This is a genomic window from Enterobacter sp. 148H3 (genome assembly GCF_034107425.1).
Taxonomy (GTDB): Bacteria; Pseudomonadota; Gammaproteobacteria; order Enterobacterales; family Enterobacteriaceae; genus Enterobacter; species Enterobacter vonholyi.
Genome location: NZ_JAWNEI010000006.1, coordinates 25,448 through 48,770, shown reverse-complemented (window position 1 = coordinate 48,770; position 23,323 = coordinate 25,448). Strand labels below are relative to the sequence as shown.

General features: G+C 56.5%; 23 protein-coding genes. 5 read left to right on the top strand and 18 right to left on the bottom strand.

The window, feature by feature from the left end; all coding sequences use genetic code 11:
* The first annotated feature begins 28 nt into the window (after positions 1-28).
* A complete protein-coding gene (gene pdxY, locus USH94_RS10345) occupies positions 29-889 on the top strand; it encodes a pyridoxal kinase PdxY (RefSeq protein WP_111965665.1) in 861 nt (286 codons plus the stop codon).
* A gap of 87 nt (positions 890-976) precedes the next feature.
* Here the strand turns inward: pdxY and gstA are convergent, their stop codons facing one another.
* The 12 genes from gstA to blr all read right to left on the bottom strand — a co-directional run bounded on the left by gstA (position 977) and on the right by blr (position 11,142).
* Complete coding sequence (gene gstA, locus USH94_RS10340) at positions 977-1,582, bottom strand: glutathione transferase GstA (RefSeq protein WP_111965666.1); 606 nt, start codon at positions 1,580-1,582, stop codon at positions 977-979.
* A 105-nt stretch (positions 1,583-1,687) separates the two neighbouring features.
* Positions 1,688-3,196 (bottom strand): dipeptide/tripeptide permease DtpA, encoded by a 1,509-nt coding sequence (gene dtpA / locus USH94_RS10335; protein ID WP_063409046.1) that lies wholly within the window; start codon positions 3,194-3,196, stop codon positions 1,688-1,690.
* A gap of 591 nt (positions 3,197-3,787) precedes the next feature.
* A complete protein-coding gene (nth, locus tag USH94_RS10330; RefSeq protein ID WP_008500570.1) occupies positions 3,788-4,423 on the bottom strand; it encodes an endonuclease III in 636 nt (211 codons plus the stop codon).
* Positions 4,420-5,106, bottom strand: coding sequence for an electron transport complex subunit E (locus tag USH94_RS10325; RefSeq protein ID WP_023617347.1), 687 nt, complete (start codon positions 5,104-5,106; stop codon positions 4,420-4,422). The genes nth and USH94_RS10325 overlap by 4 nt, the downstream gene beginning before the upstream one ends.
* Before the next feature lie 2 nt (positions 5,107-5,108).
* Positions 5,109-5,729 carry an electron transport complex subunit RsxG gene (rsxG, locus tag USH94_RS10320; RefSeq protein WP_111965668.1) on the bottom strand — a complete coding sequence of 207 codons (621 nt, stop codon included), beginning with the start codon at positions 5,727-5,729 and terminating at the stop codon, positions 5,109-5,111.
* 10 nt (positions 5,730-5,739) lie between these two features.
* Positions 5,740-6,792: an electron transport complex subunit RsxD gene (gene rsxD / locus USH94_RS10315; protein WP_111965669.1), complete on the bottom strand. Its 1,053-nt coding sequence runs from the start codon at positions 6,790-6,792 to the stop codon at positions 5,740-5,742.
* Positions 6,793-8,814 (bottom strand): electron transport complex subunit RsxC, encoded by a 2,022-nt coding sequence (rsxC, locus tag USH94_RS10310; protein WP_111965670.1) that lies wholly within the window; start codon positions 8,812-8,814, stop codon positions 6,793-6,795.
* Positions 8,807-9,385: an electron transport complex subunit RsxB gene (rsxB, locus tag USH94_RS10305; protein WP_032640037.1), complete on the bottom strand. Its 579-nt coding sequence runs from the start codon at positions 9,383-9,385 to the stop codon at positions 8,807-8,809. The genes rsxC and rsxB overlap by 8 nt, the downstream gene beginning before the upstream one ends.
* On the bottom strand, positions 9,385-9,966 hold the full coding sequence (gene rsxA, locus USH94_RS10300; RefSeq protein WP_063438368.1) for an electron transport complex subunit RsxA: 582 nt from the start codon (positions 9,964-9,966) through the stop codon (positions 9,385-9,387). The genes rsxB and rsxA overlap by 1 nt, the downstream gene beginning before the upstream one ends.
* A 76-nt stretch (positions 9,967-10,042) precedes the next feature.
* A complete protein-coding gene (locus USH94_RS10295; protein ID WP_111965671.1) occupies positions 10,043-10,483 on the bottom strand; it encodes a DUF2569 domain-containing protein in 441 nt (146 codons plus the stop codon).
* A gap of 86 nt (positions 10,484-10,569) precedes the next feature.
* Positions 10,570-10,785: a transcription modulator YdgT gene (gene ydgT, locus USH94_RS10290; RefSeq protein ID WP_013096896.1), complete on the bottom strand. Its 216-nt coding sequence runs from the start codon at positions 10,783-10,785 to the stop codon at positions 10,570-10,572.
* A 231-nt stretch (positions 10,786-11,016) separates the two neighbouring features.
* Entirely contained in the window at positions 11,017-11,142 is a 126-nt protein-coding gene (gene blr / locus USH94_RS10285) for a division septum protein Blr (protein ID WP_168112406.1), read from the bottom strand.
* Between the two features lie 243 nt (positions 11,143-11,385).
* Between blr and USH94_RS10280 the strand changes: the two genes are divergently transcribed.
* The gene (locus USH94_RS10280; RefSeq protein WP_111965672.1) at positions 11,386-12,426 is read left to right on the top strand and encodes an oxidoreductase; all 1,041 of its coding nucleotides are present in this window, start codon (positions 11,386-11,388) and stop codon (positions 12,424-12,426) included.
* A 52-nt stretch (positions 12,427-12,478) separates the two neighbouring features.
* Here USH94_RS10280 and add read toward each other — a convergent pair whose 3' ends face one another.
* From add to malX, 3 genes are all read right to left on the bottom strand, one after another.
* Entirely contained in the window at positions 12,479-13,480 is a 1,002-nt protein-coding gene (gene add, locus USH94_RS10275; protein WP_111965673.1) for an adenosine deaminase, read from the bottom strand.
* 96 nt (positions 13,481-13,576) lie between these two features.
* Positions 13,577-14,749 carry a MalY/PatB family protein gene (locus USH94_RS10270; RefSeq protein ID WP_111965674.1) on the bottom strand — a complete coding sequence of 391 codons (1,173 nt, stop codon included), beginning with the start codon at positions 14,747-14,749 and terminating at the stop codon, positions 13,577-13,579.
* Positions 14,750-14,797: 48 nt separating this feature from the next.
* Positions 14,798-16,390, bottom strand: a complete 1,593-nt coding sequence (malX, locus tag USH94_RS10265) for a maltose/glucose-specific PTS transporter subunit IIBC (protein WP_111965675.1) — start codon at positions 16,388-16,390, stop codon at positions 14,798-14,800.
* 178 nt (positions 16,391-16,568) lie between these two features.
* Here malX and USH94_RS10260 point away from each other — a divergent pair, with 178 nt between their 5' ends.
* Entirely contained in the window at positions 16,569-17,597 is a 1,029-nt protein-coding gene (locus USH94_RS10260; RefSeq protein WP_111965676.1) for a Mal regulon transcriptional regulator MalI, read from the top strand.
* A 2-nt stretch (positions 17,598-17,599) separates the two neighbouring features.
* Here the strand turns inward: USH94_RS10260 and USH94_RS10255 are convergent, their stop codons facing one another.
* Positions 17,600-18,496, bottom strand: coding sequence for a LysR family transcriptional regulator (locus tag USH94_RS10255; RefSeq protein WP_111965677.1), 897 nt, complete (start codon positions 18,494-18,496; stop codon positions 17,600-17,602).
* Between the two features lie 108 nt (positions 18,497-18,604).
* Here USH94_RS10255 and USH94_RS10250 point away from each other — a divergent pair, with 108 nt between their 5' ends.
* Both USH94_RS10250 and USH94_RS10245 read left to right on the top strand, forming a co-directional pair.
* Positions 18,605-19,585 (top strand): MBL fold metallo-hydrolase, encoded by a 981-nt coding sequence (locus USH94_RS10250; protein WP_111965678.1) that lies wholly within the window; start codon positions 18,605-18,607, stop codon positions 19,583-19,585.
* Positions 19,586-19,600: 15 nt separating this feature from the next.
* Positions 19,601-20,455: an alpha/beta fold hydrolase gene (locus USH94_RS10245; RefSeq protein WP_111965679.1), complete on the top strand. Its 855-nt coding sequence runs from the start codon at positions 19,601-19,603 to the stop codon at positions 20,453-20,455.
* 38 nt (positions 20,456-20,493) lie between these two features.
* On the opposite strand, the gene USH94_RS10240 is transcribed toward USH94_RS10245, so the two are convergent.
* Positions 20,494-22,026, bottom strand: a complete 1,533-nt coding sequence (locus tag USH94_RS10240; RefSeq protein WP_111965680.1) for a YdgA family protein — start codon at positions 22,024-22,026, stop codon at positions 20,494-20,496.
* Between the two features lie 99 nt (positions 22,027-22,125).
* Positions 22,126-23,301 (bottom strand): mannose-6-phosphate isomerase, encoded by a 1,176-nt coding sequence (gene manA / locus USH94_RS10235; protein ID WP_111965681.1) that lies wholly within the window; start codon positions 23,299-23,301, stop codon positions 22,126-22,128.
* Positions 23,302-23,323 lie beyond the last annotated feature (22 nt).

Sequence of the window (23,323 nt, the reverse complement as noted above, 5' to 3'; positions counted from 1 at the left end):
TGTTTTTTCAGGGTTTGGTAAGAAAATAATGAAGAACATCCTCGCCATTCAGTCCCACGTCGTTTTTGGACATGCTGGCAATAGCGCAGCGGAATTCCCGATGCGTCGCCTCGGCGCCAACGTCTGGCCCCTCAATACCGTCCAGTTTTCCAATCACACGCAGTACGGCAAATGGACCGGCTGCGTGATGCCGCCTTCGCACCTTACCGAGGTTGTGCAGGGCATTGCCGATATCGACCAGCTCAAGCGCTGTGATGCCGTACTGAGCGGTTATCTTGGTTCAGCGGAGCAGGGGGAGCATATCCTCGGCATCGTACGCCAGGTGAAAGCCGCAAATCCGTCGGCAAAATACTTCTGCGACCCGGTTATGGGGCATCCGGAAAAAGGCTGCATCGTGGCGCCAGGCGTTGCGGAGTTCCACGTCCGCCACGCTCTGCCGGCTAGCGATATCATTGCGCCAAACCTGGTGGAACTGGAGATCCTCTGCGAGCATCCGGTTAACAGCGTAGAAGAGGCAGTAACTGCATCTCGCGAGCTGATCGCGCAGGGGCCTGAGGTTGTGCTGGTAAAACATCTCGCACGCGCAGGGCTAAGTCAGGATCGCTTTGAGATGCTGCTGGTGACGAAAGATGATGCCTGGCACATCAGCCGTCCGCTGGTGGATTTTGGCCTGCGCCAGCCGGTGGGCGTGGGGGATGTGACCAGCGGCCTGCTGCTGGTGAAATTGCTTCAGGGTGCAACGCTGCGCGATGCGCTGGAGCATGTGACTGCTGCAGTGTACGAAATTATGATTGCGACGAAAGAGATGCAGGAATATGAACTGCAGGTGGTCGCGGCACAGGATCGTATCGCGAAGCCGGAGCACTATTTCAGCGCCACAAGGCTTTAAAAGATGCCGGGTGGCGCTGCGCGTGGGGGACTGTGGATTTTGTAGGCCGGGTAAGCGCAGCGCCACCCGGCAACACAGGCCGCTCGGTTAGTTCAACCCTTCCGCTTTCAGCGCCGCAGCCACCGCAGGACGCTCTGACACGCGTTTCATATACGATGCAATGTGGTCTAACCCTTCCAGATTCAGCTTAACCGCACGAGCCCAGCGCAGCACGGTGAACAGATACGCATCGGCAATCGTGAAGCGCGACCCGCCAATCCACTGTTCGTCTTTCAGCGATTCGTTAACGTACTGCAGCTTTTTCTCCAGCAGGGCGCGCAGGGTAGGCTTAAACTCTTCCGGCGTATCCGGGCGGAACAGGGGGGTAAAGCCTTTGTGCAGCTCGGTGGCAATGTAGTTCAGCCACTCCAGCGTTTTATAGCGAGAAATGGTACTGACCGGTGCCAGCAGCTGGCGATCGGGCACGCTATCGGCCAGGAACTGCATAATCGCCACGCCTTCGGTCAGCAGAGTACCGTCATCCAGCAGGAGCGCCGGAACTTGTCCTTTCGGGTTAATGGCAAGAAAGTCATCGCCATTTTCCAGGCGCTTTTTCAACAGATCAACGCCATCCAGCGTGAAATCTTTGCCGCTCTCGCGCAGGGTGATATGGGAAGCAAGAGAGCACGCGCCCGGTTTGTAGAACAGTTTCATCGGTAACTCCTTTTTGCTGAGGTTTCAGCTATGTTAGTGCGCGAACGGGCAAAAAAAAAGCCGCTAATGCATTAGCGGCTTCTGTTCAGTCGTTTCTCAATAATCTTACGCAGTAGCGGTTTTGGTCGCTTCAGCCGTCTTGTCGTCGTCCTGAGTCATACGATTCAGTTTCGGCGCGGTCAGCAGCATCAGCGCCGCAATCACCGCTGTCGCAATACCAATCTGCATGAATACGGTACCGTAGACGTTCAGGGAGACCAGTGGGTCAGTGACGTTTTCAGGCACAGCCATCAGGTTCGCAATTTTACCCGCAATGATTGCCGCACCGGCAGTGGTCAAGAACCAGCTACCCATAATGAAGCCCATCAGACGCTGCGGCACCAGCTGTGCAACCATCGCCAGGCCCAGACCGGAGATCATCAGTTCGCCGATAGACTGCAGCGCGTAGCTCAGGATCAGCCAGTTAACGGAGACGATGCCTGCGTCAGTGGCAAACTTGGTACCCAGCGGCAGCACCAGGAACGCGCCTGAGCACAGTACCATACCGATTGCGAACTTGTGCGGCATTGGCAGACGGTCACCCATCTTGTTATAGATAGCCGCCAGAATCGGGCTACCAATCATGATCCAGAACGGGTTCAGCGCCTGATACTGCTCCGGCTCGAACGCGATGCCCAGAATAGAGTGCTCAACGTTACGAATGGCGAAGAAGTTCAGTGAGGTTGGCATCTGGCTGTACAGCACGAAGAAGATAATCGCTTCCAGCATCAGAATGAACGCCACAATCATCTTACGACGGGCAGCACCCTGCATGGCGAACGCTTCTTTCGCAAAGATAACCACGATACCCAGCGCAACCACGCCCAGAACGGCGCGAGCAATACCCTGGTTGTGCAGCAGCCAGGTGGCGATTGCCGCGAGGACAACAACACCCACGATGGTGGCCAGCAGTTTGCCCATGTGTACAGGCTCGAAGTCAGGTTTTGAACCGTAGTCTTTGACCCAGCTGCGGCAGAACAGGAAGTTCACAACGGTGATCAGCATACCCACGAAGCTCAGCGCAAACGCCACGCTCCAGCCGAATTTCGCGGCGAGCCATGGGGTTGCCAGCATCGAGAAGAATGAACCGATGTTGATGGACATGTAGTACATGGTAAATGCACCGTCCAGACGCGGGTCATCTTTGCTGTAGCAGGTAGAGAGCAGGGAAGACGGGTTTGCTTTGAACAGACCGTTACCCACGGCGATCGTTGCCATGCCCATATACACGACAGCGGCATCGTGCCCTGACCATGCAACCAGACCATAGCCAATTGCCAGTACAATAGCGCCCAGCATAATGACGCGCTTAGTACCCAGAACTTTATCACCCAGCCAGCCGCCGATAGCAACCAGACCATAGACAAGGGCACTGAAGGAGGAGAACAGCGTGATGGAATCAGCTTCAGACATACCCAGCTGTTTGACCAGGTAAACCGCCATGATCCCTTGCAGGCCGTAATAACCAAAACGCTCCCATAACTCGATAGAGAAGATGAGATAGAACGCTTTAGGTTGTTTAAAAGCGTTAAGACTCACGCTTTCATCTGTTGGTTTATTGTTTGCAGTAGACACATATACCTCTTTTTTTACATCCCATATTAACGGGGGTGTTCATAGCGTGATGGCCGTAGTCCATACGCCTTATAGTTATATTGGGAGGAGAAACGGCGGGTAATGTTCACTATCCTGCCCCATCTGGCAATACGTTTGTAATAATCTGTTACATATATCTGAAGTGGTATAATCGTCGGTTCATGCAAATGTTATTCAGCGTTAAATTTTATACGATGTATAAAGGTAGTTTTTTCGACTGGCAAAGCCCCGTCAGGACCGGTGTTTGGCGATATGTTCTGCTATTTACTGCTTCTGGCAGTGATATAGCCCATATTCTGAAAAATAGATGGTCTTATCGTCGGCCAAAAAAGAAGAGTGTCTTGTCAGATAAAGGGTTTAGGCTGATTTTGACAACAAAAATACAACATGAAGTTATCAGGGTGATCGCGATCACAGATGTATAGAAATTTTTGGCTATGAAAAAACTATTAACCTGTTTGAGCGTTAAACAACCGAAGAAGTGACAGGTGAGGGTAAACGAAAGGCGGACAAATAGCGGGCAAAAGAAGGGCTTCTGGTAGCCCTTCTTTTGGTAAGGGATTGTGACATTCAGGGATACACTTTTTCTTTGTATTCGCAGAGATCTTCAATAATACAGGAGCCGCAGCGAGGCTTACGGGCAATACACGTGTAACGACCGTGCAGAATCAGCCAGTGATGGCAATCAACCTTAAACTCAGCCGGAACCACTTTAAGCAGCTTCTCTTCGACCTGCTCGACATTTTTCCCCGGCGCGAAGTTGGTCCGGTTAGACACGCGAAAAATATGCGTATCTACGGCAATAGTGGGCCAGCCAAACGCGGTGTTGAGCACCACGTTGGCAGTCTTACGCCCCACGCCCGGTAAGGCTTCCAGCGCGGCGCGATCTTCCGGCACTTCGCCTCCATGCTGTTCCAGCAGGATCCGGCAGGTCTTAATGACGTTCTCGGCTTTGCTGTTAAACAGGCCGATGGTTTTGATATACGACTTCACGCCTTCCACGCCCAGCTCCAGCATGGCCTTCGGCGTATTGGCGACCGGATAGAGCAGGGCGGTGGCTTTATTGACGCTCACGTCGGTAGCCTGTGCGGAGAGCAACACGGCGATCAGCAGCTCAAACGGGGAGGTAAAATTCAGCTCCGTCGTCGGGTGCGGGTTCTCGTCCCGCAGACGGGTCAGGATCGCAATCCGCTTTTCTTTATTCATGAAGCCTTCTCGGGTGTCCCTTCCAGAACGCTGCGCTCAGCCGCGCGGCGCTTACGTTTCTCATCAATCAGGTATTTTATCGCCAGCATCATGCCAAGGCCAATAAACGCGCCGGGCGGCAGCATCGCCAGCAGGAACGGCGTATCGGTGTGGAACACTTCAACGCGCAGGGCTTTGGCCCAGCCGCCCAGCAGGGCATCTGCGCCGTCGAACAGCGTACCGTTGCCGAGGATTTCGCGCAGGGAGCCCAGCACGAACATGGCGCAGGTGGCGCCCATGCCTATGGAAAAACCGTCCAGCGCCGACATGGCGGGGCTATTTTTCACCGCGAACGCTTCCGCACGCCCAACGACGATACAGTTGGTGACGATAAGAGGAATAAAGATCCCGAGCGACTGGTACAGGCCGAACGCGTAGGCATTAATCAGCATCTGAACAATACTGACCACCGACGCAATGATCATGACGTAAATCGGAATACGAATTTCCGACGGCGTCCAGCGTCGCAGCGCAGAGATGGAGAGGTTGGTCAGGGTCAATACCAGGGTGGTTGCCAGACCCAGACCGAGCGCGTTGGTGGCGGTGGACGTTACCGCCAGCAGTGGGCACATCCCCAGAAGCTGCACCAGCGCGGAGTTGTTCTTCCACAACCCCTGGACAATAACCTCTTTAACCTGGCTCATGATTACTCCTCACAGACCGGAAGATTGTTGATCTGCGCGGGCAGCGTTTCAGCGTACAGCCCGGCTCGTTTTACGGCGTTTACCACGGCGCGCGGCGTGATGGTCGCGCCGGTGAACTGGTCGAACTCGCCGCCGTCTTTCTTCACCGCAAACGCGGTGTCACCTTCGCCATGGATAACTTTCCCGGCGAAGTGCAAAATCCAGTCGCTCAGACGGGTTTCAATTTTGTCGCCAAGACCCGGCGTTTCATGATGTTCCGTCACGCGGGTGCCCAGGATGGTACCGGAGAAATCGCTGCCCACGAGCAGCTGAATGGCGCCGGAATAGCCGTCAGGCGCGGTCGCTTCCATCACCGCGCCGACCGGTTTATCCCCTTTGCGGGCGATAAAGAGGCGGTGCGGGCCTTTCCCAAGCTGCGGCGCGTCTACCACAAAGCAGCTTTTTTGCAGGTCATTATCGTAGAAATCGGACGGGATCACCTGATCGAACAGCGCCTTTTGCTGCTTCGAGGCCTGTTCTTCGATGGTCGTTTTGGTCAGCGCATTAACCAGTGCCGTTAGCCCCGTCAGGACCGCGGCGAAGACAGCCAGCGTGACGCCGTGTTTTTGCATCGTTTTTAACATGGCGAAACCCCTAGCGATGGCCATACACGCGAGGGCGCGTGTAGTAGTCGATGAGCGGAACGGTAATGTTGGCAAGCAGGACGGCAAAGGCCACACCGTCCGGATACCCGCCAAAGCTGCGGATGAGCCAGACCAGCAGGCCCGCCAGCGCGCCGAAGATCAGGCGGCCGCGGTTAGTCGTTGACGCCGTCACCGGATCCGTCAGGATAAAGAAGGCTCCTAACATAGTGGCACCGGAGAGCAAATGCATCTGCGGGCTGGCCAGTGATTCAGGAGAAAAGACCCATCCCAGCGTGGCGCACACCGCCAGCGTCACGAGGAAGCTGACCGGAATATGCCAGCGGATGGCTTTCTGCTGCAGCAGGAACAGGCCGCCCAGCAGATACGCCAGGTTGACCCACTGCCAGCCCGCGCCCGCCAGCATGCCGCTGTAGATCGCGGACTTCATGATCTGCTCAACGCTGTGCCCGGCATGCAGGGATGTTTTAAAGGTATCGAGAGGCGTCGCCTGGCTGATACCGTCCACGCCCATGCGCAGCGCGTTCATATCCGCACCGAGTGCCGTATGGCCGGTAAAGATGACGTGCAGGGCATCCATAAAACCCGGAACCGTGGCCGCAATCTCGTGCGGTGGCAGCCAGCTGGTCATCTGCACCGGGAAGGAGATCAGCAGCACCACGTAGCCAATCATCGCCGGGTTAAACGGGTTATGGCCCAGTCCACCATACAGCTGTTTGGCAATGATCACGGCAAACACGGTGCCGAGCACTACCATCCACCACGGGGCAAACGGCGGAATACTGATGGCGAGAAGCAGGCCGGTCAGCAGCGCGGAGTTATCGGCAAGAATGCGGGAGACAGCCGCCTTACGCAGCTTAAGCACAAGGGCTTCCGCCGCTAAGGCGCTGGCACAGCCCAGGATTATCTGGAACAGGGTTCCCCAGCCGAAAAACCAGCACTGAGCGGCAATGCCCGGCAGCGCCGCCAGGCAGACCAGCATCATAATGCGCGACGTCTGGCGCTGATTGTGGGTGTAAGGGGAGCTTGCGATTCTGAAAACCATTTAATCCTCGTTAACTGCTTGCTGTGCGGCTTTCTTCGCCTGAACGCGCGCGATGGCGGCCGCCACGGCGGCTTTGCGCGGGTCATCGTTGGCGGCCTGCGGTTGTTCATCCTGCTGCGCCGCTTTGCGCGCTTTAGCGCGGGCAATCGCCGCTTCGACGGCGGCTTTACGCGGGTCGACCGGTGCTTCTGTTTCTGCAGCTGGCGTCTGCTGCGCCGCCTTGCGCGCTTTGGCCCGGGCAATCGCCGCTTCGACGGCCGCTTTGCGAGGGTCGACCGCTTCCTGCTCAACCACCACGTTCTGCTCGCCGGCTTTGCGCGCTTTGGCGCGGGCTATTGCCGCTTCAACTGCGGCTTTGCGCGGGTCAACCTCTGCATCCGTCTGGACCGTTTGCGCTTTTTCAGCCTGACGGGCGCGAGCCTGGGCTTTGCGAGCTTCACGCGCCGCGATGGCTTCACTGTTGTCAGGCTTCTCGCCGGCCGGGATCACCACAGGCTGCGCCGCTGTCGCTTTTTTCTCACGAACGCGCGCCAGTGCGGCGTTAATCGCATCCTGATCTTTCTCGCCGGGCTGAACCGCGGCCTGCTTATGGCGCTCCTGACGGGCGATTTTTTCGCGCTCCAGTCGCGCCTGGCGCGCTTCGAAACGTGCCTTAGCTTCCGCGGCGCGTTTTTCTTCCATGGAGATAGCATAAATCTCAGCCTTCTCCTGGCGGAAATACTGCACCAGCGGGATGTTGCTTGGGCAGACCCAGGCGCAGGCGCCGCATTCGATGCAGTCGGCCAGGTTATGGGCTTTTGCCTTGTCGTGCAGTTGCCCTTTGCTGTACCAGTACAGCTGCTGCGGCAGCAGATCCGCCGGGCAGGCATCGGCGCAGGCGCTGCAGCGGATGCAGCCTTTCTCTTCCTGCTCTTCGCCCATCTCGGTCGGGGAAGGGGCGAGCAGACAGTTGGTAATTTTCACTACAGGCACATCGAGCCACGGCAGGGTAAAGCCCATCAGCGGGCCTCCCATGATCACCATCTGGTCGCTGCCCGGGCAAAACTCAGCCTGCTCCAGCAGGTGACGCACCGGCGTACCCAGACGTGCCCAGACGTTGCCCGGACGAGAGACCGATTCCCCGGTCAGCGTTACCACGCGCTCGGTCAGCGGCTCGCCGTCGATCACCGCGCGCTTCACGGCATACGCGGTGCCGACGTTCTGCATCAGCACGCCGATATCCGAAGAGCGTCCGCCGTGCGGCACCTGCTTGCCGGTGAGAATTTGCGTCAGCTGTTTAGCACCGCCAGAGGGGTACTTGGTCGGAATGACGCGCAGGCTGATATCGTGGCTACCGGCCAGCACGGCGCGCAGCATCGAGATAGCCTGCGGTTTATTGTCTTCGATACCGATCAGCACTTCCCGCGGCTGCAGAATGTGCGCCAGGATGCGGATGCCTTCCACCACCTGGGCGGCGCAGTCCTGCATCAGACGATCGTCAGCGGTAATGTACGGTTCGCATTCGGCGGCGTTGATAATCAGCGTCTGAATATTATCGCCACCGCCGCGCAGCTTGACGCCTGTCGGGAAGCCTGCGCCGCCGAGGCCGGCAACGCCGAACTGATGAATACGTTCGATGAGTGCTTCGCGGCTCTGGCTGCGGTAATCGCTCCAGCCATCACGGTCGATCCAGCGGTCTTCACCGTCGGCTTCAATAATCACGCTCAGTTCTGAAAGCGCTGACGGATGGGCCACCGTATGGGGTGCGATGGCGACCACCTTACCGGAGGTGGGAGCGTGCACCGGCAGCATACGTCCGCGGCCAAAGGTCAGCGGCTGACCGCGAAGGACCGTATCGCCTTCTTTGACGCACAGCTCACCCTCAGCGCCGATGTGCTGCTTGAGCGGCATAACGAAACGGGTGGCCAGCGGAATTTGACGCAGCGGCGTGCCGTTAGACTGGGTTTTCATCTCCGGTGGGTGAATACCCCCGTCAAAATCCCAAATCTTCTCTTTTCTGAAAGCAGAAAATAACTTAAGCATGTTGTTCCACAGGAATATTGCGAACCGGAATGGTTTGAAGATCCCACTTCCAGCTTTCGGTAGTCGTTTCAACCGGGCGCAGCTCGATACATTGCGTCGGGCAGGGTGCTACGCAGAGGTTACAGCCGGTGCACAGGTCCGCCACCACGGTGTGCATGGCGCGCGTTGCGCCAACAATGGCGTCGACCGGGCAGGCCTGAATACATTTGGTGCAGCCGATGCAGTTCGCTTCGTCGATCACGGCCAGCGCGCGGACCGGTTCCTGCACCTCCGCATCGCCATCAACGGGCTGCGGATCAACGTTAAGCAGGGCCGCAATTTTCAACATCACCGCTTCGCCGCCGGGCGCACAGCGGTTAATTTTTTCACCCTGAATGCCTACCGCTTCCGCGTAGGGACGGCAGCCCGGGTAGCCGCACTGCCCGCACTGGCTTTGCGGCAGGAGTTCATCAATTTTCTCAACAACAGGATCGTCCTCTACCGCGAAGCGGCGGGAGGCGTAACCCAGGATAAGGCCAAACACCAACCCCAGAACGCTAATAGAGGCGATGGCAATCCAGATAGCACTCATTACAACTTCACCAGACCACTAAAGCCCATAAAGGCCAGAGACATTAAACCTGCGGTCACCAGCGCAATCGCGTTACCGCGGAAGGGGGCGGGGATATCCGCTGCCGCCAGACGCTCGCGAATCGACGCGAACAGAACCATAACAAATGAGAAACCGACTGCAGCGGAAAAACCGTACAGCGCCGACTGCATAAAGTTATGGCCAAGGTTGATATTCAGCAGCGCCACGCCGAGAACGGCGCAGTTGGTAGTGATCAGCGGCAGGAAGATACCCAGCAGGCGATAGAGCGCCGGGCTGGTTTTGCGCACCACCATTTCGGTAAATTGCACTACCACCGCGATAACCAGAATAAAGGCCAGCGTACGGAGATAGGTTAACCCCAGCGGAATGAGGATCCAGGTATCAATCCACCACGCGCAGATGGACGCCAGCGTCATGACGAAGGTCGTCGCCAGCCCCATGCCCATTGCCGTTTCCAGCTTTTTGGAAACGCCCATAAACGGACACAGGCCAAGGAACTTCACCAGAACGAAGTTGTTAACCAGCACGGTGCCGACAAAGAGCAGTAAGTAATCGGTCATTATTTAGCCTGAAATAAAAAAGCCGCCTATTATCGGACAAACACACGCAGGCGACAACAGGTTATCTGTAGGGTTATTACGGGTTCACGAAGGTGTTTTTCACCCGTCTCGAACGCTTGAAGTAGGGTACCAGCAGCGCCGCGGCCAGCAACGGGAAAAGCAGCTGACGAACGGCCAGCGCGTCTGAAACGGGCGAAAAAGCAAATGCCTTCACCGCCAGCAGGACCGAAACAAGCAGCCAGATAATGTAGTGCTTAGGCACATTCTTACGGCGCTTAAAGAAGGCGATGGTCAGCCACAGCGTGTAGTACCACATCCCGATCGCGAAAACGAATGACACAAACCACAAAGCAATATTCAGCACGTTTTGCGACATCAGGGTCTGGATGGCGTGAGGGGTAATCAGTGCGGTGGTATAAAGCAGCAGCGCAAGTGATGCGCTTAATAAGGCAACCAGCAGCCATGCCAGTGGGGCGATTAACCAGCCTCCAATGCGTTCTCCAGGCGTTGCGGTCATGAACTCTCCCATAATCTGCGCGAAATGTTGTACAGCCAGTTGGCAGGGCGGAGAGTATATAACATTTCGCGCGGATGGCTACTTTCTTATAAAACGTAGCGCCATACGGACTTAGGCACTTCACCTACGTTGAACAAACGACCGCCGGAAACCAGCTCCGCACGGCGATGGTCAGCGGCACGATACATATTAATGATGTCCTGATTATCAGACAGGGTGTAGTTCAGATGGTCAAACAGTTTTTCCAGGCTCTCAAGCGAATTGATCTTGCGAAATTTTAATAAATAGTCCTGAACTGTCATATTAATAAGTTTCCATATAAAAGTGAGTAATACCAGTTAAGGTAATTCGTTCGAATAATAAACGGATTAATAAAGACGTAAACAGCCCACTCAGGTAACGCGACGAAATTAGGAGTTTTCTTTGCTGAAATTCAGGCATCAGACGATGCCTGGAAGAGAAGGTTAACCGTGTTCACCAGGGCTGGCAATAAGTAACTGACATATTATGTCACTCTTTATTGCGGTAACCGGTTACTTGGGTTGGGCGACTGTGACAGGCTCCGGCGGCTGGTAGTTATCGATATGGCTGGCAACGCCCAGCAAAATGACCGAAACCCCAAGGACAATCCATCCCGCTAATTCAATGATTCGATTAATAATTGACGTCATGATTCGTAGTTGTACTTTATCCTTAAATACAGGGTGCAAATGTTACAGCGACGTTTCCCCGGCCGCAAGCGCTTTGGGAACGGTTCCCTTAAACAAAATCAGTAGGTTAATACTATGTAACAAAAACAACCCGTACGACCTGCTATTTTAAGTCATATGGCACATTATTAATCTGTGGTAATACCAGGCTAGCCAGTGTGAAATAAGAACGTCATAAAAGAGGATGGCACTATGAGTGATAATATCCGCGTTGGGCTTATCGGCTACGGGTATGCAAGCAAAACGTTTCATGCGCCTCTGATAGCCGGGACGCCGGGGATGGCGCTGGCAGCGGTATCCAGCAGCGATGCCGCTAAAGTCCATACAGACTGGCCTTCCGTGCCGGTTGTCTCTGAGCCAAAACACCTTTTCAACGATCCGAATATTGATTTAATCGTTATCCCCACGCCGAACGACACCCACTTTCCACTGGCAAAGGCCGCGCTGGAAGCCGGCAAGCACGTGGTTGTCGATAAGCCCTTTACCGTTACGTTGTCTCAGGCGCGCGAGTTGGATGCGCTGGCAAAGAGTCTGGGCAGGTTGCTGTCGGTGTTCCATAACCGCCGCTGGGACAGCGACTTTTTAACGGTAAAAAGGCTTCTCAGTGAGGGCACATTAGGGGAGATCCTCTTTTTTGAATCGCACTTTGACCGCTTCCGTCCGCAGGTACGAAACCGCTGGCGCGAGCAGGCCGGTCCGGGCAGCGGCATCTGGTACGATTTAGCCCCGCATCTGCTGGATCAGGCCGTCAATCTTTTTGGTCTGCCGGTGAGCATGACGGTCGATCTGGCCCAGCTCAGGCCCGGAGCACAGACGACCGATTACTTCCACGCGGTGCTGAGTTACCCGCAGCGGCGGATTGTGCTCCACGGTACGATGGTCGCGGCCGCAGAGTCGGCCCGCTATATTATGCACGGCACGCGCGGGAGCTACGTGAAGTTTGGTCTCGATCCGCAGGAAGACCGGCTGAAAAGCGGTGAACGTTTACCGCAGGAAGACTGGGGCTATGATATGCGCGACGGCGTAGTGACGCGGGTGGAAGGCGAGGAGCTGGTCGAGGAGACCTTTCTGACGATACCGGGTAACTATCCGGCCTATTATGCGGGCATCCGCGATGCGCTGAACGGTACGGGCGAAAATCCGGTTCCGGCCAGCCAGGCGATACAGATTATGGAGCTGATTGAGCTGGGTATTGAATCTGCCAAACATCGCGCGACGCTCTGTCTGGCATAATTTTAAATATTTTAGTAGGCCGGGTAAGCGTTAGCGCCACCCGGCAGCGGAGTTAACCGCGAGCCACTTTATCTTTCAGCGCCTGCTTCTCTGCAGGCGTCAGGAAGGCACTCTCCAGCCCGTTGATCTGCGCCTGACGGATCTGCTCGCGGCTCAGACCCGCCTGCGGTGCGGCGATGTTGTACTCATGGATGATATCCACGCCCTGTACCGCCGGATCGTCAGTGTTCAGAGAGGCCAGCACGCCGTGCTCAAGGAACGTTTTCAGCGGGTGCTGCGACAGCGATGCGACGGTGCTGGTCTGAATGTTAGACGTCAGGCACGACTCAATCCCGATACGCTGCTCCGCCAGGAAATCCATCAGCGCGCGATCTTCTACCGCCTTCACGCCGTGACCGATACGCTCGGCGCCCAGCTCGCGGATGGCCTGCCAGATGCTTTCGGGGCCAGCCGCTTCGCCCGCATGCACGGTAATGTGCCAGCCGGCATCGCGCGCGCGGTTGAAGTGGGAGAGGAACAGGCTGCCCGGGAAGCCCAGCTCGTCACCGGCGAGATCTACGGCGGTGATGGCATCGCGATGGGCCAGCAGCGCCTCCAGCTCCTGCAGGCAGGCGGCTTCACCGAACGTACGGCTCATGATGCCGATCAGGCGAGCCTGAACGTCGAAGGTTTTACATCCTTCGCGCACGCCTTCAATGACGGCTTCCACGACGCCTGCAACGGGCAGGCTGTGGGTCATTGCCATATAGCCCGGCGAGAAGCGCAGCTCGACGTAGTGCAGGCCGTTGCGGGCGGCATCTTCGATGTTCTCAAACGCCACGCGGCGGCAGGCCTCCAGCGACGCCAGCATCTTCACACCCCAGTCGAGTTTGCTCAGGAAGCTGACCAGGTCCGGTTCATTAGAGGTCACCTGTACGTGAGGGATCAGGGACTCAAGGGTCTGAGCAGGAAGCGTTAAATTGAACTGGCGGCCAAGATCGAGGATGGTTTGGGCACGAATGTTACCGTCAAGGTGACGATGAATATCAGTTAAAGGCAGGCGTGTATCAATCATGGTCGCACTCTTTTCTGGTTAAAGTGCGCCATATTATAAAAACAAAACGGGGTAAAAAGCTATTTGCGCAAGGGAATATTCCGTTGCGCAAATTGATTACAGGAGCGTATTAATCCCGGCAATCAGGCGTTGAACCCCTTGCTCAAGCTTGCTTCGCGGGCAGCCCGCATTCAGGCGTACGAAGCCATTTCCCTCTTTTCCATAGGTATATCCCGGCATGATGGCGACTTTTTGCTGCTCGATCAGCACTTTTTGCAGCGCCCGATCGTCAATTTTCAGCGGGCGCAGATCGATCCAGGCCAGATAGGTCGCTTCCGGCGGCTGCCAGTTCAGTTTCGGAAAAGCGTGGTTTACTTTCTGCGCGATATACGACAAATTTGCTTCGAGATAACCCCGCAGGGCATCCAGCCACGGCTCCCCCTGCTGATAGGCGGCGATATGCGCCGTCAGCGCCAGCACGGAAGGGGAAGAGAGTCCGTCCCGTCCTTTTAGCGCGCTGAGATAGCCGTTACGGCTCTCATCATCGCCGATCATGCCGTAAGCGCCCGTCAGCGCTGGAATATTAAAGCTTTTCGAGCCGGAGGTGAGAAGCGCCCATTTCCCGCGCGCCACCGCGATCCACGGCGTGTGACGATGCTCTCCCCACACCATATCCATATGAATTTCATCGCTGATCACCGCCACGTCATAGCGTGCGCACAGTTCCGCCATGTGCGTCAGCTCATCCCGCGTCCAGACCTTGCCGGTCGGATTCTGCGGGCTGCACAGCAGCAAAATTTTGTTTTCCGGTTTCGCCAGCGCCGCTTCGAGGGCCGCCATATTGCCCTGCCAGCCTGCTGCCTGCTTTTCCATCTCAACCGCCACAACACGACGCGCGTTACCCTCTATGGCCTTATAAAACGCATCGTATGCCGGGGTGTGTACCACCACGCCGTCGCCGGGGTTTGACCAGAGACGTATCAGTTCAGAGACCATGTAGATGACGGAGGGGCCATAAACCACGGTTTCGGTATCAATCCGGCTGTTAAAACGCTGCTGGAACCAGTGAGCGACGGCGGCGAGAAATTCGTCGTTTTTCCAGCGGCTGTAACCGAACACGCCGTGTTGAATGCGCTGATGCAGCGCGTCGGTAATGCAGGGGGCGGTGGCGAAATCCATATCCGAGATGGTGAAGGGCAGCAGATCCGCCGCGCCAAAGCGGTCGGCGACGTAGTCCCACTGCGTACACCAGGTGCCGTGTCGATCCACGACGGTTGAGAAATCAAACATGCTTTAATCCTTAACGTAAAACCCCCTCATGGAGAGGGGGCTGAGGCATCAGGCTTCTACTGTTCGCATCAGGGTAGCCAGCTCATCTTTCACTGACTGTACCTGCGGGCCGATAACCACCTGCAAATTGTGCTGATTTAACTGTACCACGCCGATGGCCCGGTTGGCTTTCAGGGCGTTGGTGTCCACTTTTGACATATCCGCCACCGACAAACGCAGGCGGGTAATGCAGTTATCCAGCGAGGTAATGTTATCCGCACCGCCCAGCGCTGCCAGAATTGCTGGGGTGTTATAGCCGGATTTGCCCACGGTACCGGCTACCGCCTGCTCAACGCTGGTGGCCGTATCGGTATCGCGGCCTGGCGTTTTCAGGTTAAAGCGGGTGATGGCGAAGCGGAAGATGCCGTAGTACACCACGAACCAGATCGCCGCCACGACCGGGACCAGATACCACTTGGTGGAGAGGCCGTGCAGGATCCCGAAGACTACGAAGTCAATCACGTTGCCGTCGGTGTTGCCGATGGTAACGCCCAGCACCGCCATAACGGTAAAGCCCAGACCGGTCAGCACCGCGTGGATGAGGTACAGCACCGGTGCGACGAACAGGAACAGGAATTCGATTGGCTCGGTGGTACCGCCCACGACGCAGGCGATCACGCCGGAAATCAGCAGACCTTTAATTTTATGACGGTTTTCCGGGCGCGCGCAGTGGTACATCGCCAGCGCGGCACCCGGCAGGCCGCCGAGGAAGGCAGGCATTTTACCCTGAGACAGGAAGCGGGTTGCGCTTTCGGAGAAGCCGTGGGTGGTCGGGCAGCTCAGCTGCGCCTGGAAGATGGTCAGCGCGCCGCTCACATCGTGACCGCACACCTCCATGGTGCCGCCCGCTTCGGTGAAGCGAATCAGAGCCACCAGGATATGCTGCAGGCCAAACGGCAGGAGCAGACGCTCGCCGGTGCCGAAGATCATCGGACCAAAATCTCCCGCGCCGTTGATGATGCGGCCAATACCGTTAATGCCCAGCGCAAAGACCGGCCAGATCAGCGGAATGATCAAACCAAACAGACCCATGACCACCAGGGTCACAATCGGCACAAAGCGGGTACCGCCGAAGAAGGCCAGGGCATCCGGCAGACGAATATTGTGGAAGCGCTCGTGCAGCATCCAGATAATCACGCCCGCGATCACTGCACCGAGGATCCCGGTATCAATAGACTGGATACCGATCACGCTCTGAATGTTGTTAGCTTTCAGCACGGCAGCGTCGGTGGTCGGCAGAATGCCTTTCGCGGTCAGCCAGAAGTTAACCGCCAGGTTCATCACCGCGTAACCCACAAAACCGGCAAACGCCGCGACGCCTTTGTTCTCGCGGGCCAGGCCCAGCGGGATAGCGATACAGAACATGACGGGCAGGAAGCTAAACGCAAAGGAGCCGACTTTACTCATCCAGATAAAGATCGCCTGCAGCACGGGAGTACCGAGGAACGGGATCAGCGTGATGACATCTTTACTGCTGAGCGAGCTGCCGATCCCGAGCATGATCCCGCAGAACGAGAGAAGTGCCACGGGCAGCATAAAGGTTTTACCCAGTTGCTGGAAAAATTCCCACAGCGATATTTTTTGTGCTGCTTTCGCCGTCATAAAACGACTCCTTTATTGTTAAAATCAGTTTGTCTGCCTCAATGCTGCGAGAAGATAAAACGTTTTATCAAAGTTTAGTGCGCGCTAAATCACATTCTCAGGCTTTGACTGGTAGTATAAAGATAACGTATTGATAAAACGTTTTACCGATCTCATTTTCAGGGAGTCACGCCAACACATGGCCGTAGTGAAAAAAGTCACCATCAACGATGTCGCGTTGGCGGCGGGGGTTTCCGTCAGCACCGTTTCTCTGGTACTGAGCGGAAAAGGGCGCATCTCTCCCGCGACCGGTCAGCGGGTGAACGAGGCGGTTGAACAGTTGGGCTTTGTGCGTAACCGCCAGGCGTCGGCGCTGCGCGGGGGGCAAAGCGGGGTGATTGGCCTGATCGTTCGTGACCTGACGTCACCTTTCTATGCGGAGTTGACGGCCGGGTTAACCGAAGCGCTTGAAGCGCAGGGGCGGATGGTCTTTCTGCTTCACGGCGGCCGCGAAGCCGATCAGCTGCTTTCCCGGCTCGATATGCTGTTGAACCAGGGGGTGGACGGGGTGATCGTCGCAGGGGCGTCGGGCGTGGGCAGCGAGCTGTGCGAGCGTGCCGCCGAAAAGGGCGTGCCGCTGGTGTTTGCCTCGCGCGCCAGCTACCTCGACGAAGCCGATACGCTGCGTCCGGATAACATGCAGGCCGCGCAAATGCTGACCGAGCATCTTATTCGTCGCGGTCATCAGCGCATTGCCTGGCTGGGCGGAAAAAGCTCGTCCCTGACCCGCGCCGAGCGGGTCGGCGGCTACTGTGCGACGCTGATTAAATACGGCCTGCCGTTCCACAGCGAGTGGGTCGTGGAGTGTGAGTCCAGCCAGAAGATGGCGGCGGAAGCGATAGGCGCGCTGCTGCGAAGCAGCCCGACGATCAGCGCCGTGATTTGCTATAACGATGTGATCGCTATGGGCGCCTGGTTTGGCCTGATCCGCGCCGGGCGTCAGAGCGGCGAGGGCGGGGTGGAAACCTTCTTCGGCCACCAGGTGGCGCTGGGGGCGTTCGCCGACGTCGGTGAAAACGCGCTGGACGATCTGCCGATCGTCTGGGCCACTACCCCCGCGCGGGAGATGGGTTACACCCTGGCGGACAGAATCATGCAGCGTATCGAAAATACGGATGTGCAGGCCGGGCACCAGATTGTGGCGGCGCGCCTGGTGCCGGTAAAATAGTATCAGGTGAGTTGCGTTAGCGGACTGAGCAACAGTTCGGCTTCCAGTGCTTCCACAAATTTTCGTACTTTTGCCGGGATCAGCCTGGAGGTCGGATAAACCGCCCAAACGGCCAGCGATTCCGGCCGGGCATCTTCAAGGACGATCCGCTCGAGTTTACCCTCTCTGAAGGCCGGTTCTACGTACCAGCGAGATAAATTGGCGATGCCCAACCCTCCAAGGCAGGCTTCGAAAATTGCCTCAACAGAGTTCGCGGAGAATCGACCCGACACCTTTTGCCTGTAGCGCTGTTCGCCCTGTTCGAATGACCAGTGGACGGTATCTGACGTGGTCAGACAGCTATGTGCCGCCAGATCGTTAAACGATTTTGGATAGCCATTTGCGGCAAGATACGCCGCGCTGGCGCAGAGATCCCGTGGGTTGTGACACAGGCGATGGGCAACTAATCGGTTGTCGCGCAGCGGCGCAATGCGTAACGCCACGTCTATGCCTTTTCCGACAATATCCACCTGTTCGTCAGTGGCGAGTAAATCGACCTGCAGGGCGGGATGTTGCTGCATAAACCGTGTCAGCATGGGAGCAACGATCTTACGGCCAAACCCCGCTGAGGCGGTAATGCGCAGGCGTCCGGTAAGATGCGTCCCCTCGGGAAACAGATCGGCCAGCGCATTATTTTTATCTTCCAGCAGCGCCTGCGCATGGGGTAAAAAAACGTCCCCATCGCTGGTGGGTGAGAGGGAACGCGTGGTGCGGTGCACCAGCCTGACCCCCAGTTCCGCCTCAAGATTATTAAGAGACCGTGACGCCGCCATAGGGCTCACAGAGAGCCGACGCGCGGCGCCCGCCAGGCTACCCGCCTTGACGGCTTCGACAAACACTTCAACGTCTTCCAGCTTCATTGTATCGCTTTTCGTTATGCTGACCTATCAAAGTACATGTCTACATTATTAATCGTTACGCTGCCATAGTCTCTTCACAACCTGAAAAAATATCAGTCTGGAGTGAAGATGAAAAAGTTGAAAACGGTTCTGGCGTTCAGCGGCCTGCTCTTTGCAAGCACATCATGGGCAGATGCCCCCGCGCAGGTGAAACAGCAGGTCCCGGGGTATTATCGTCTGGCTGTCGGGGAATATGAGGTGACGGCGCTGTTCGACGGCTATAACGATCTTTCGCCTTCCCTACTGCACGGGCTCTCAGGCGACAAGGTTCGCGAACTGTTGGCTCAACACAAAATTGATGCAGAACGCATGCCTACCGCCTTCAACGCGTTTTTGGTCAATACCGGTAAACACCTGGTGATGATTGACAGCGGAGGAGGCCACTGCATGTCGGAAACGGCCGGCCAGCTGGTCAGCAATATAAACGCATCAGGGTATCGTCCTGAGCAGGTCGATACCATTTTCCTGACCCACCTGCACCTTGACCACGTGTGCGGCCTGAGCGATGCAGACGGTAAGGCGCTGTTCCCCAATGCCACCGTCTACGTACCGCAGGGGGAGGCCGACTACTGGCTTGACCCTGCAAAAGAAGCGAGCGCTCCGGCTAACGCGAAGGAGTATTTCGCTATCGCCAGGAATGCGCTGTCTGCGTATAAAGCCACCGGGCACCTAAAAACCTTTGTCCCGCCAGCTTCGCCGATCCCGGAAGTCCAGACGACCTATGCCACTGGTCATACGCCTGGCAGTACCGTTTATCGCTTTGCGTCGCAGGGGACGGCTATCAACTTCATAGGGGATCTGATCCATGCGCCTGCCGTCCAGTTCCCGCACCCTGAAGTGTCTATTCGCTTCGATGTCGATCCGAAAAAAGCCATCTCATCCCGGGCGAAGGAATTTACCGCGCTGGCGAAAGACGGTGAGTGGATGGCGGCAGCGCATCTGCCATTCCCCGGTATCGGGCATATTACCGCCGGGCAGCAGGGTTTTAGCTGGAACCCGGTAAATTACGGTCCTTATCAACGTGCGGCCAACGTGCCTCTGCTGAAATAATATGAGGTTATGAACATGAAAAGTTACACCGTAACGGCAAACGGTATCCGTCAGTATGTGGTCGAAGAGGGTGAAGGCGCACCGGTTATTCTCCTGCATGGTTTCCCTGAAACAAACTATGCCTGGCGCTACCAGATACCTGTATTGTCCCGGCACTACCGAGTGATTGCGCCGGATTTACGCGGGTATGGCGAAACGGATAAACCTGCGTCTGGCTATGATAAACGCAACATGGCGCGGGACATCCGGGAACTGATGCGTGCGCTTGGCTTACAGAAAGTGGTACTGGTGGGGCACGATCGCGGCGCGCGCGTCGCGACGCGGTTTGCAAAAGATTACCCTGAACTGGTGGATCGACTGGTGGTGATGGATAACGTGCCAACGCGCATTGTGGCGCGCGATCTGAATGCGTCGATTGCGCGTGCATACTGGTTCTTTCTGTTTCATCTTGTACCAGACCTGCCGGAAGCGCTGATTGCGGGTCGGGAGCATATCTGGCTGCGCCACTTTTTCTCGGACTGGACCTACGATCCGTCTACCATCAGCGGCGAGGCGTTTGATACCTATGTTCGGGCGTATCAGGCACAGGGGGCCGTGCGAGGCGCTATGGCTGACTATCGCGCCAACGCAGAGGATATTGCGCAGGATATGGCAGACGCTGAGGTGAAAATCACCTGCCCGGTAATGTCGCTGTGGGGTAATGATTTTCATGCGGTCGGCAAGCTTTTCGATATGGAAAGCGTCTGGGCCGAAATGGCGGAGAACCTGCGGGCGCATGGTATCGATGAGTGCGGCCACCTTCCGCAGGAGGAGCAGCCAGAGAAAGTGAACGCGCTTCTGCTGGATTTCCTGGCGGGATGGAAAAGCTAGCGGGCAATAAAAACCCCTCATGCGAGGGGTTTTGCTGTTTACTGCTGCGGTGCCGCCGGTTCGGCTGGCGCTGCCGGTTCAGCCGGTTCCGGCATTCCCAGAGCAGGCATACCAAACATGCCGACGAAGTCTTCCAGCGGCATTTTGTCGCCGTTGAGCGTGACCTGGCCATTGGCGTACTGCAGGCTGGTGGAAATCGTGTTGTTGTCCACCTTCGTGATGCGGAACATCTGGCCCATTGCCGCCAGGCCTTTCACCTGCTGGTTCGCCAGCTTGCCGGCGTCTTCATCGCCGTAGCCTTCCAGCTTCGCAATCTGGGTCATGAACTCGGTTGCCATATCCATCGGAATGGTCAGCTTGCTGTCGAGCGACTTCACGCTGCGATCCACTTCCTGCGCCAGCGTCTGCGGCTCACCCGTTGCGGTGGCCGGATCTTTCAGGAACAGCGACAGGTTGAAGCTGGTTTCGCCTTTGTTGTTTTTCCAGCTCAGCGGCGCAACGGTGACCACCGGCTCACCTTTCAGCAGGATCGGCAGGTTGTTGAACAGCACCGCCATCGCCTGCTGCTGGTAGACTTCCGGGTTTTGCTGCAGCGCGGCGTCTGTCAGCAGCGCCTGGCTCTCTTTGCTGTATTTCTGGCTAAACTCGTGCCACGCCTGACCGTCGATATTGCCGATCTTGAGCGAGAGTTTGCCGGTGCCCAGATCCTGATTCTGCACTTTCAGGCTCTTCAGCGTGTAATCCAGCTGGGTATTGATGCTCTTACCATCTTTAGAAACGTCGGATTTTCCGTTGACGTCCATGCCTTCCAGCACGGCCATCTCTTTTCCTTCAACAGCAATGGCGACTTTGTCGAGAGACAGTTTCTGATCGCCGATACGCTCCTGGAAATCGGTCATGCGGCTGTTGCCGTCGGCTTTCAGGTTATTGAAGGTGAGCTGAACTTTTTGGTTATATTCGTTCACTGCATTGACCAGGCCGCTTTCCGCTTCACCCGTCAGGGAGAACACGTTCCCGTCGCGGTCCGCGTCAAGTTTGAAGTGACCGCCGCTGAAGGAGACTTTCTCATTCTCTTTTTCGTAGTTCAGCGCTTTCAAAGCAATATCGGAACTCGTGTCACCGGAATAGCTAATTCGGGTATTAATGTCGAAAGGCGATTCATTCTTCGCCAGGTCAAACAGCGGTTTGGTGACGTCGTTATTCACCAGCACGGTATGGACGGACGCCATCGACGGGATCAGGTTAAAGGACTTCAGCTGCGCCAGCGGCAGGGGACCGTGGCTCACCACCTCGTCCAGCACCACGCTCTGGCCCGGTTTCAGCCAGCCGTTTGCAGCACCGGCAACCGGCTTCACTACCAGCTGCATGCGGCTGGTAAACACGCCGCGATGATAATTCTGGTAGCTCAGCTCAAGGCCCGCCTCCGGCGCGCTGCGCTTAATCTCTCCGTTAGCCTGCGCCACCATCTCAGCCAGACGGCCTTCCAGCTGTTTCCCGGTAAACCAGGAAGCACCCGTCCAGACCACGCCTAACGCTACAATCACTCCAACCGCTACGACCGATTTTTTCATTGCGACTATCCCTAAAATGAAACCAGGCGGTAAAAACCGCCTGGAGATATTAAGCCTGCAACTAGCTTAGCAAGAGTTGTTAAAAAATTCAGTAAGTGGTTAAAGCTTATTGAAAACGCGCGCCAGGCGACCGGTGCCGCTTACGCTAACCGGAGACTCATTGGCTGCAACGAATGCTGACTCACCGGGCTTAAGCACCAGACGCTGTTCGCCTTTGTGCAGCGTCGCTTCGCCTTCCACGCAGAACAGGATCGCTGCGCTCTCCTGCGCGATGGCGGTTTCGGCCTGGCTCAGGTCGTGCAGGGAAAAGGCAAAATCTTCAACCGGAATCGGGAAGTCCAGCTCTGCGCCGTTTTTCACCGGCTGAGTCAGCAGCTCCGCGGCAGGTTTCGCCACGAACTTCACGTTGGCTACCAGCTCAGGGATGTCGATGTATTTCGGCGTCAGGCCCGCGCGCAGAACGTTATCGGAGTTGGCCATTACCTCCAGCGCCACGCCCTGAAGGTAGGCGTGCGGGGTTTCCGCGAACAGGAACATCGCTTCGCCCGGATTGAGCTTCACCACGTTCAGCAGCAGAGGGGAGAACAGGCCGCTGTCGTCCGGATAGAACTGCGCAATAAGGCGGATGGTCTCCCACGGTTCACCTTGCTGGCTGTCCAGGGCGGCTTTCAGCACCGCCAGGGCGTGGGTTTTCTCTTCATCCTGCATATTCAGCAGGCTGGCAAACAGCTGGCTCAGCGCATCGGCGTTCGGGTTTTCAAGGAAATGCGCGATGGCTTTATGGGCACCCGCGACCGGCTGCAGCAGGGAGATAATTTCTGAAAACTCGCGGAACGCGTTCATCGCAAGGAAAGGCGTCAGCGCGAACACCAGTTCCGGCTTGTGGTTAGGATCTTTGTAGTTACGCTCGGCAGCATCTAACGGAATACCTGCCGCGTTCTCTTTCGCAAACCCGATTTCTGAGGCTTTCTTGTTCGGATGAACCTGGATGGAGAGCGGCTGGTCAGCGCACAAAACTTTAAACAGGAACGGCAGTTCGCCAAAGCGCTGAGCGACTTTGTCACCTAGCAGCGCGGCTTTATCGGCATCAATTACGTCTCGCAGGCTGCGTACCTGGCCGCTGGCGTCTTCAATTTTTGAGCTGCTCTTCGGGTGCGCACCCATCCACAGTTCCGCCATCGGCAGGTTGTTCGGGTTCGCGATACCGTAGAGATCCGTTAACGCAGTTTTACTTCCCCAGGCGTAGTTTTGCACTGAGTTAATGAGTTTTTGCATTATCAAGCCCTGATTCAATTGT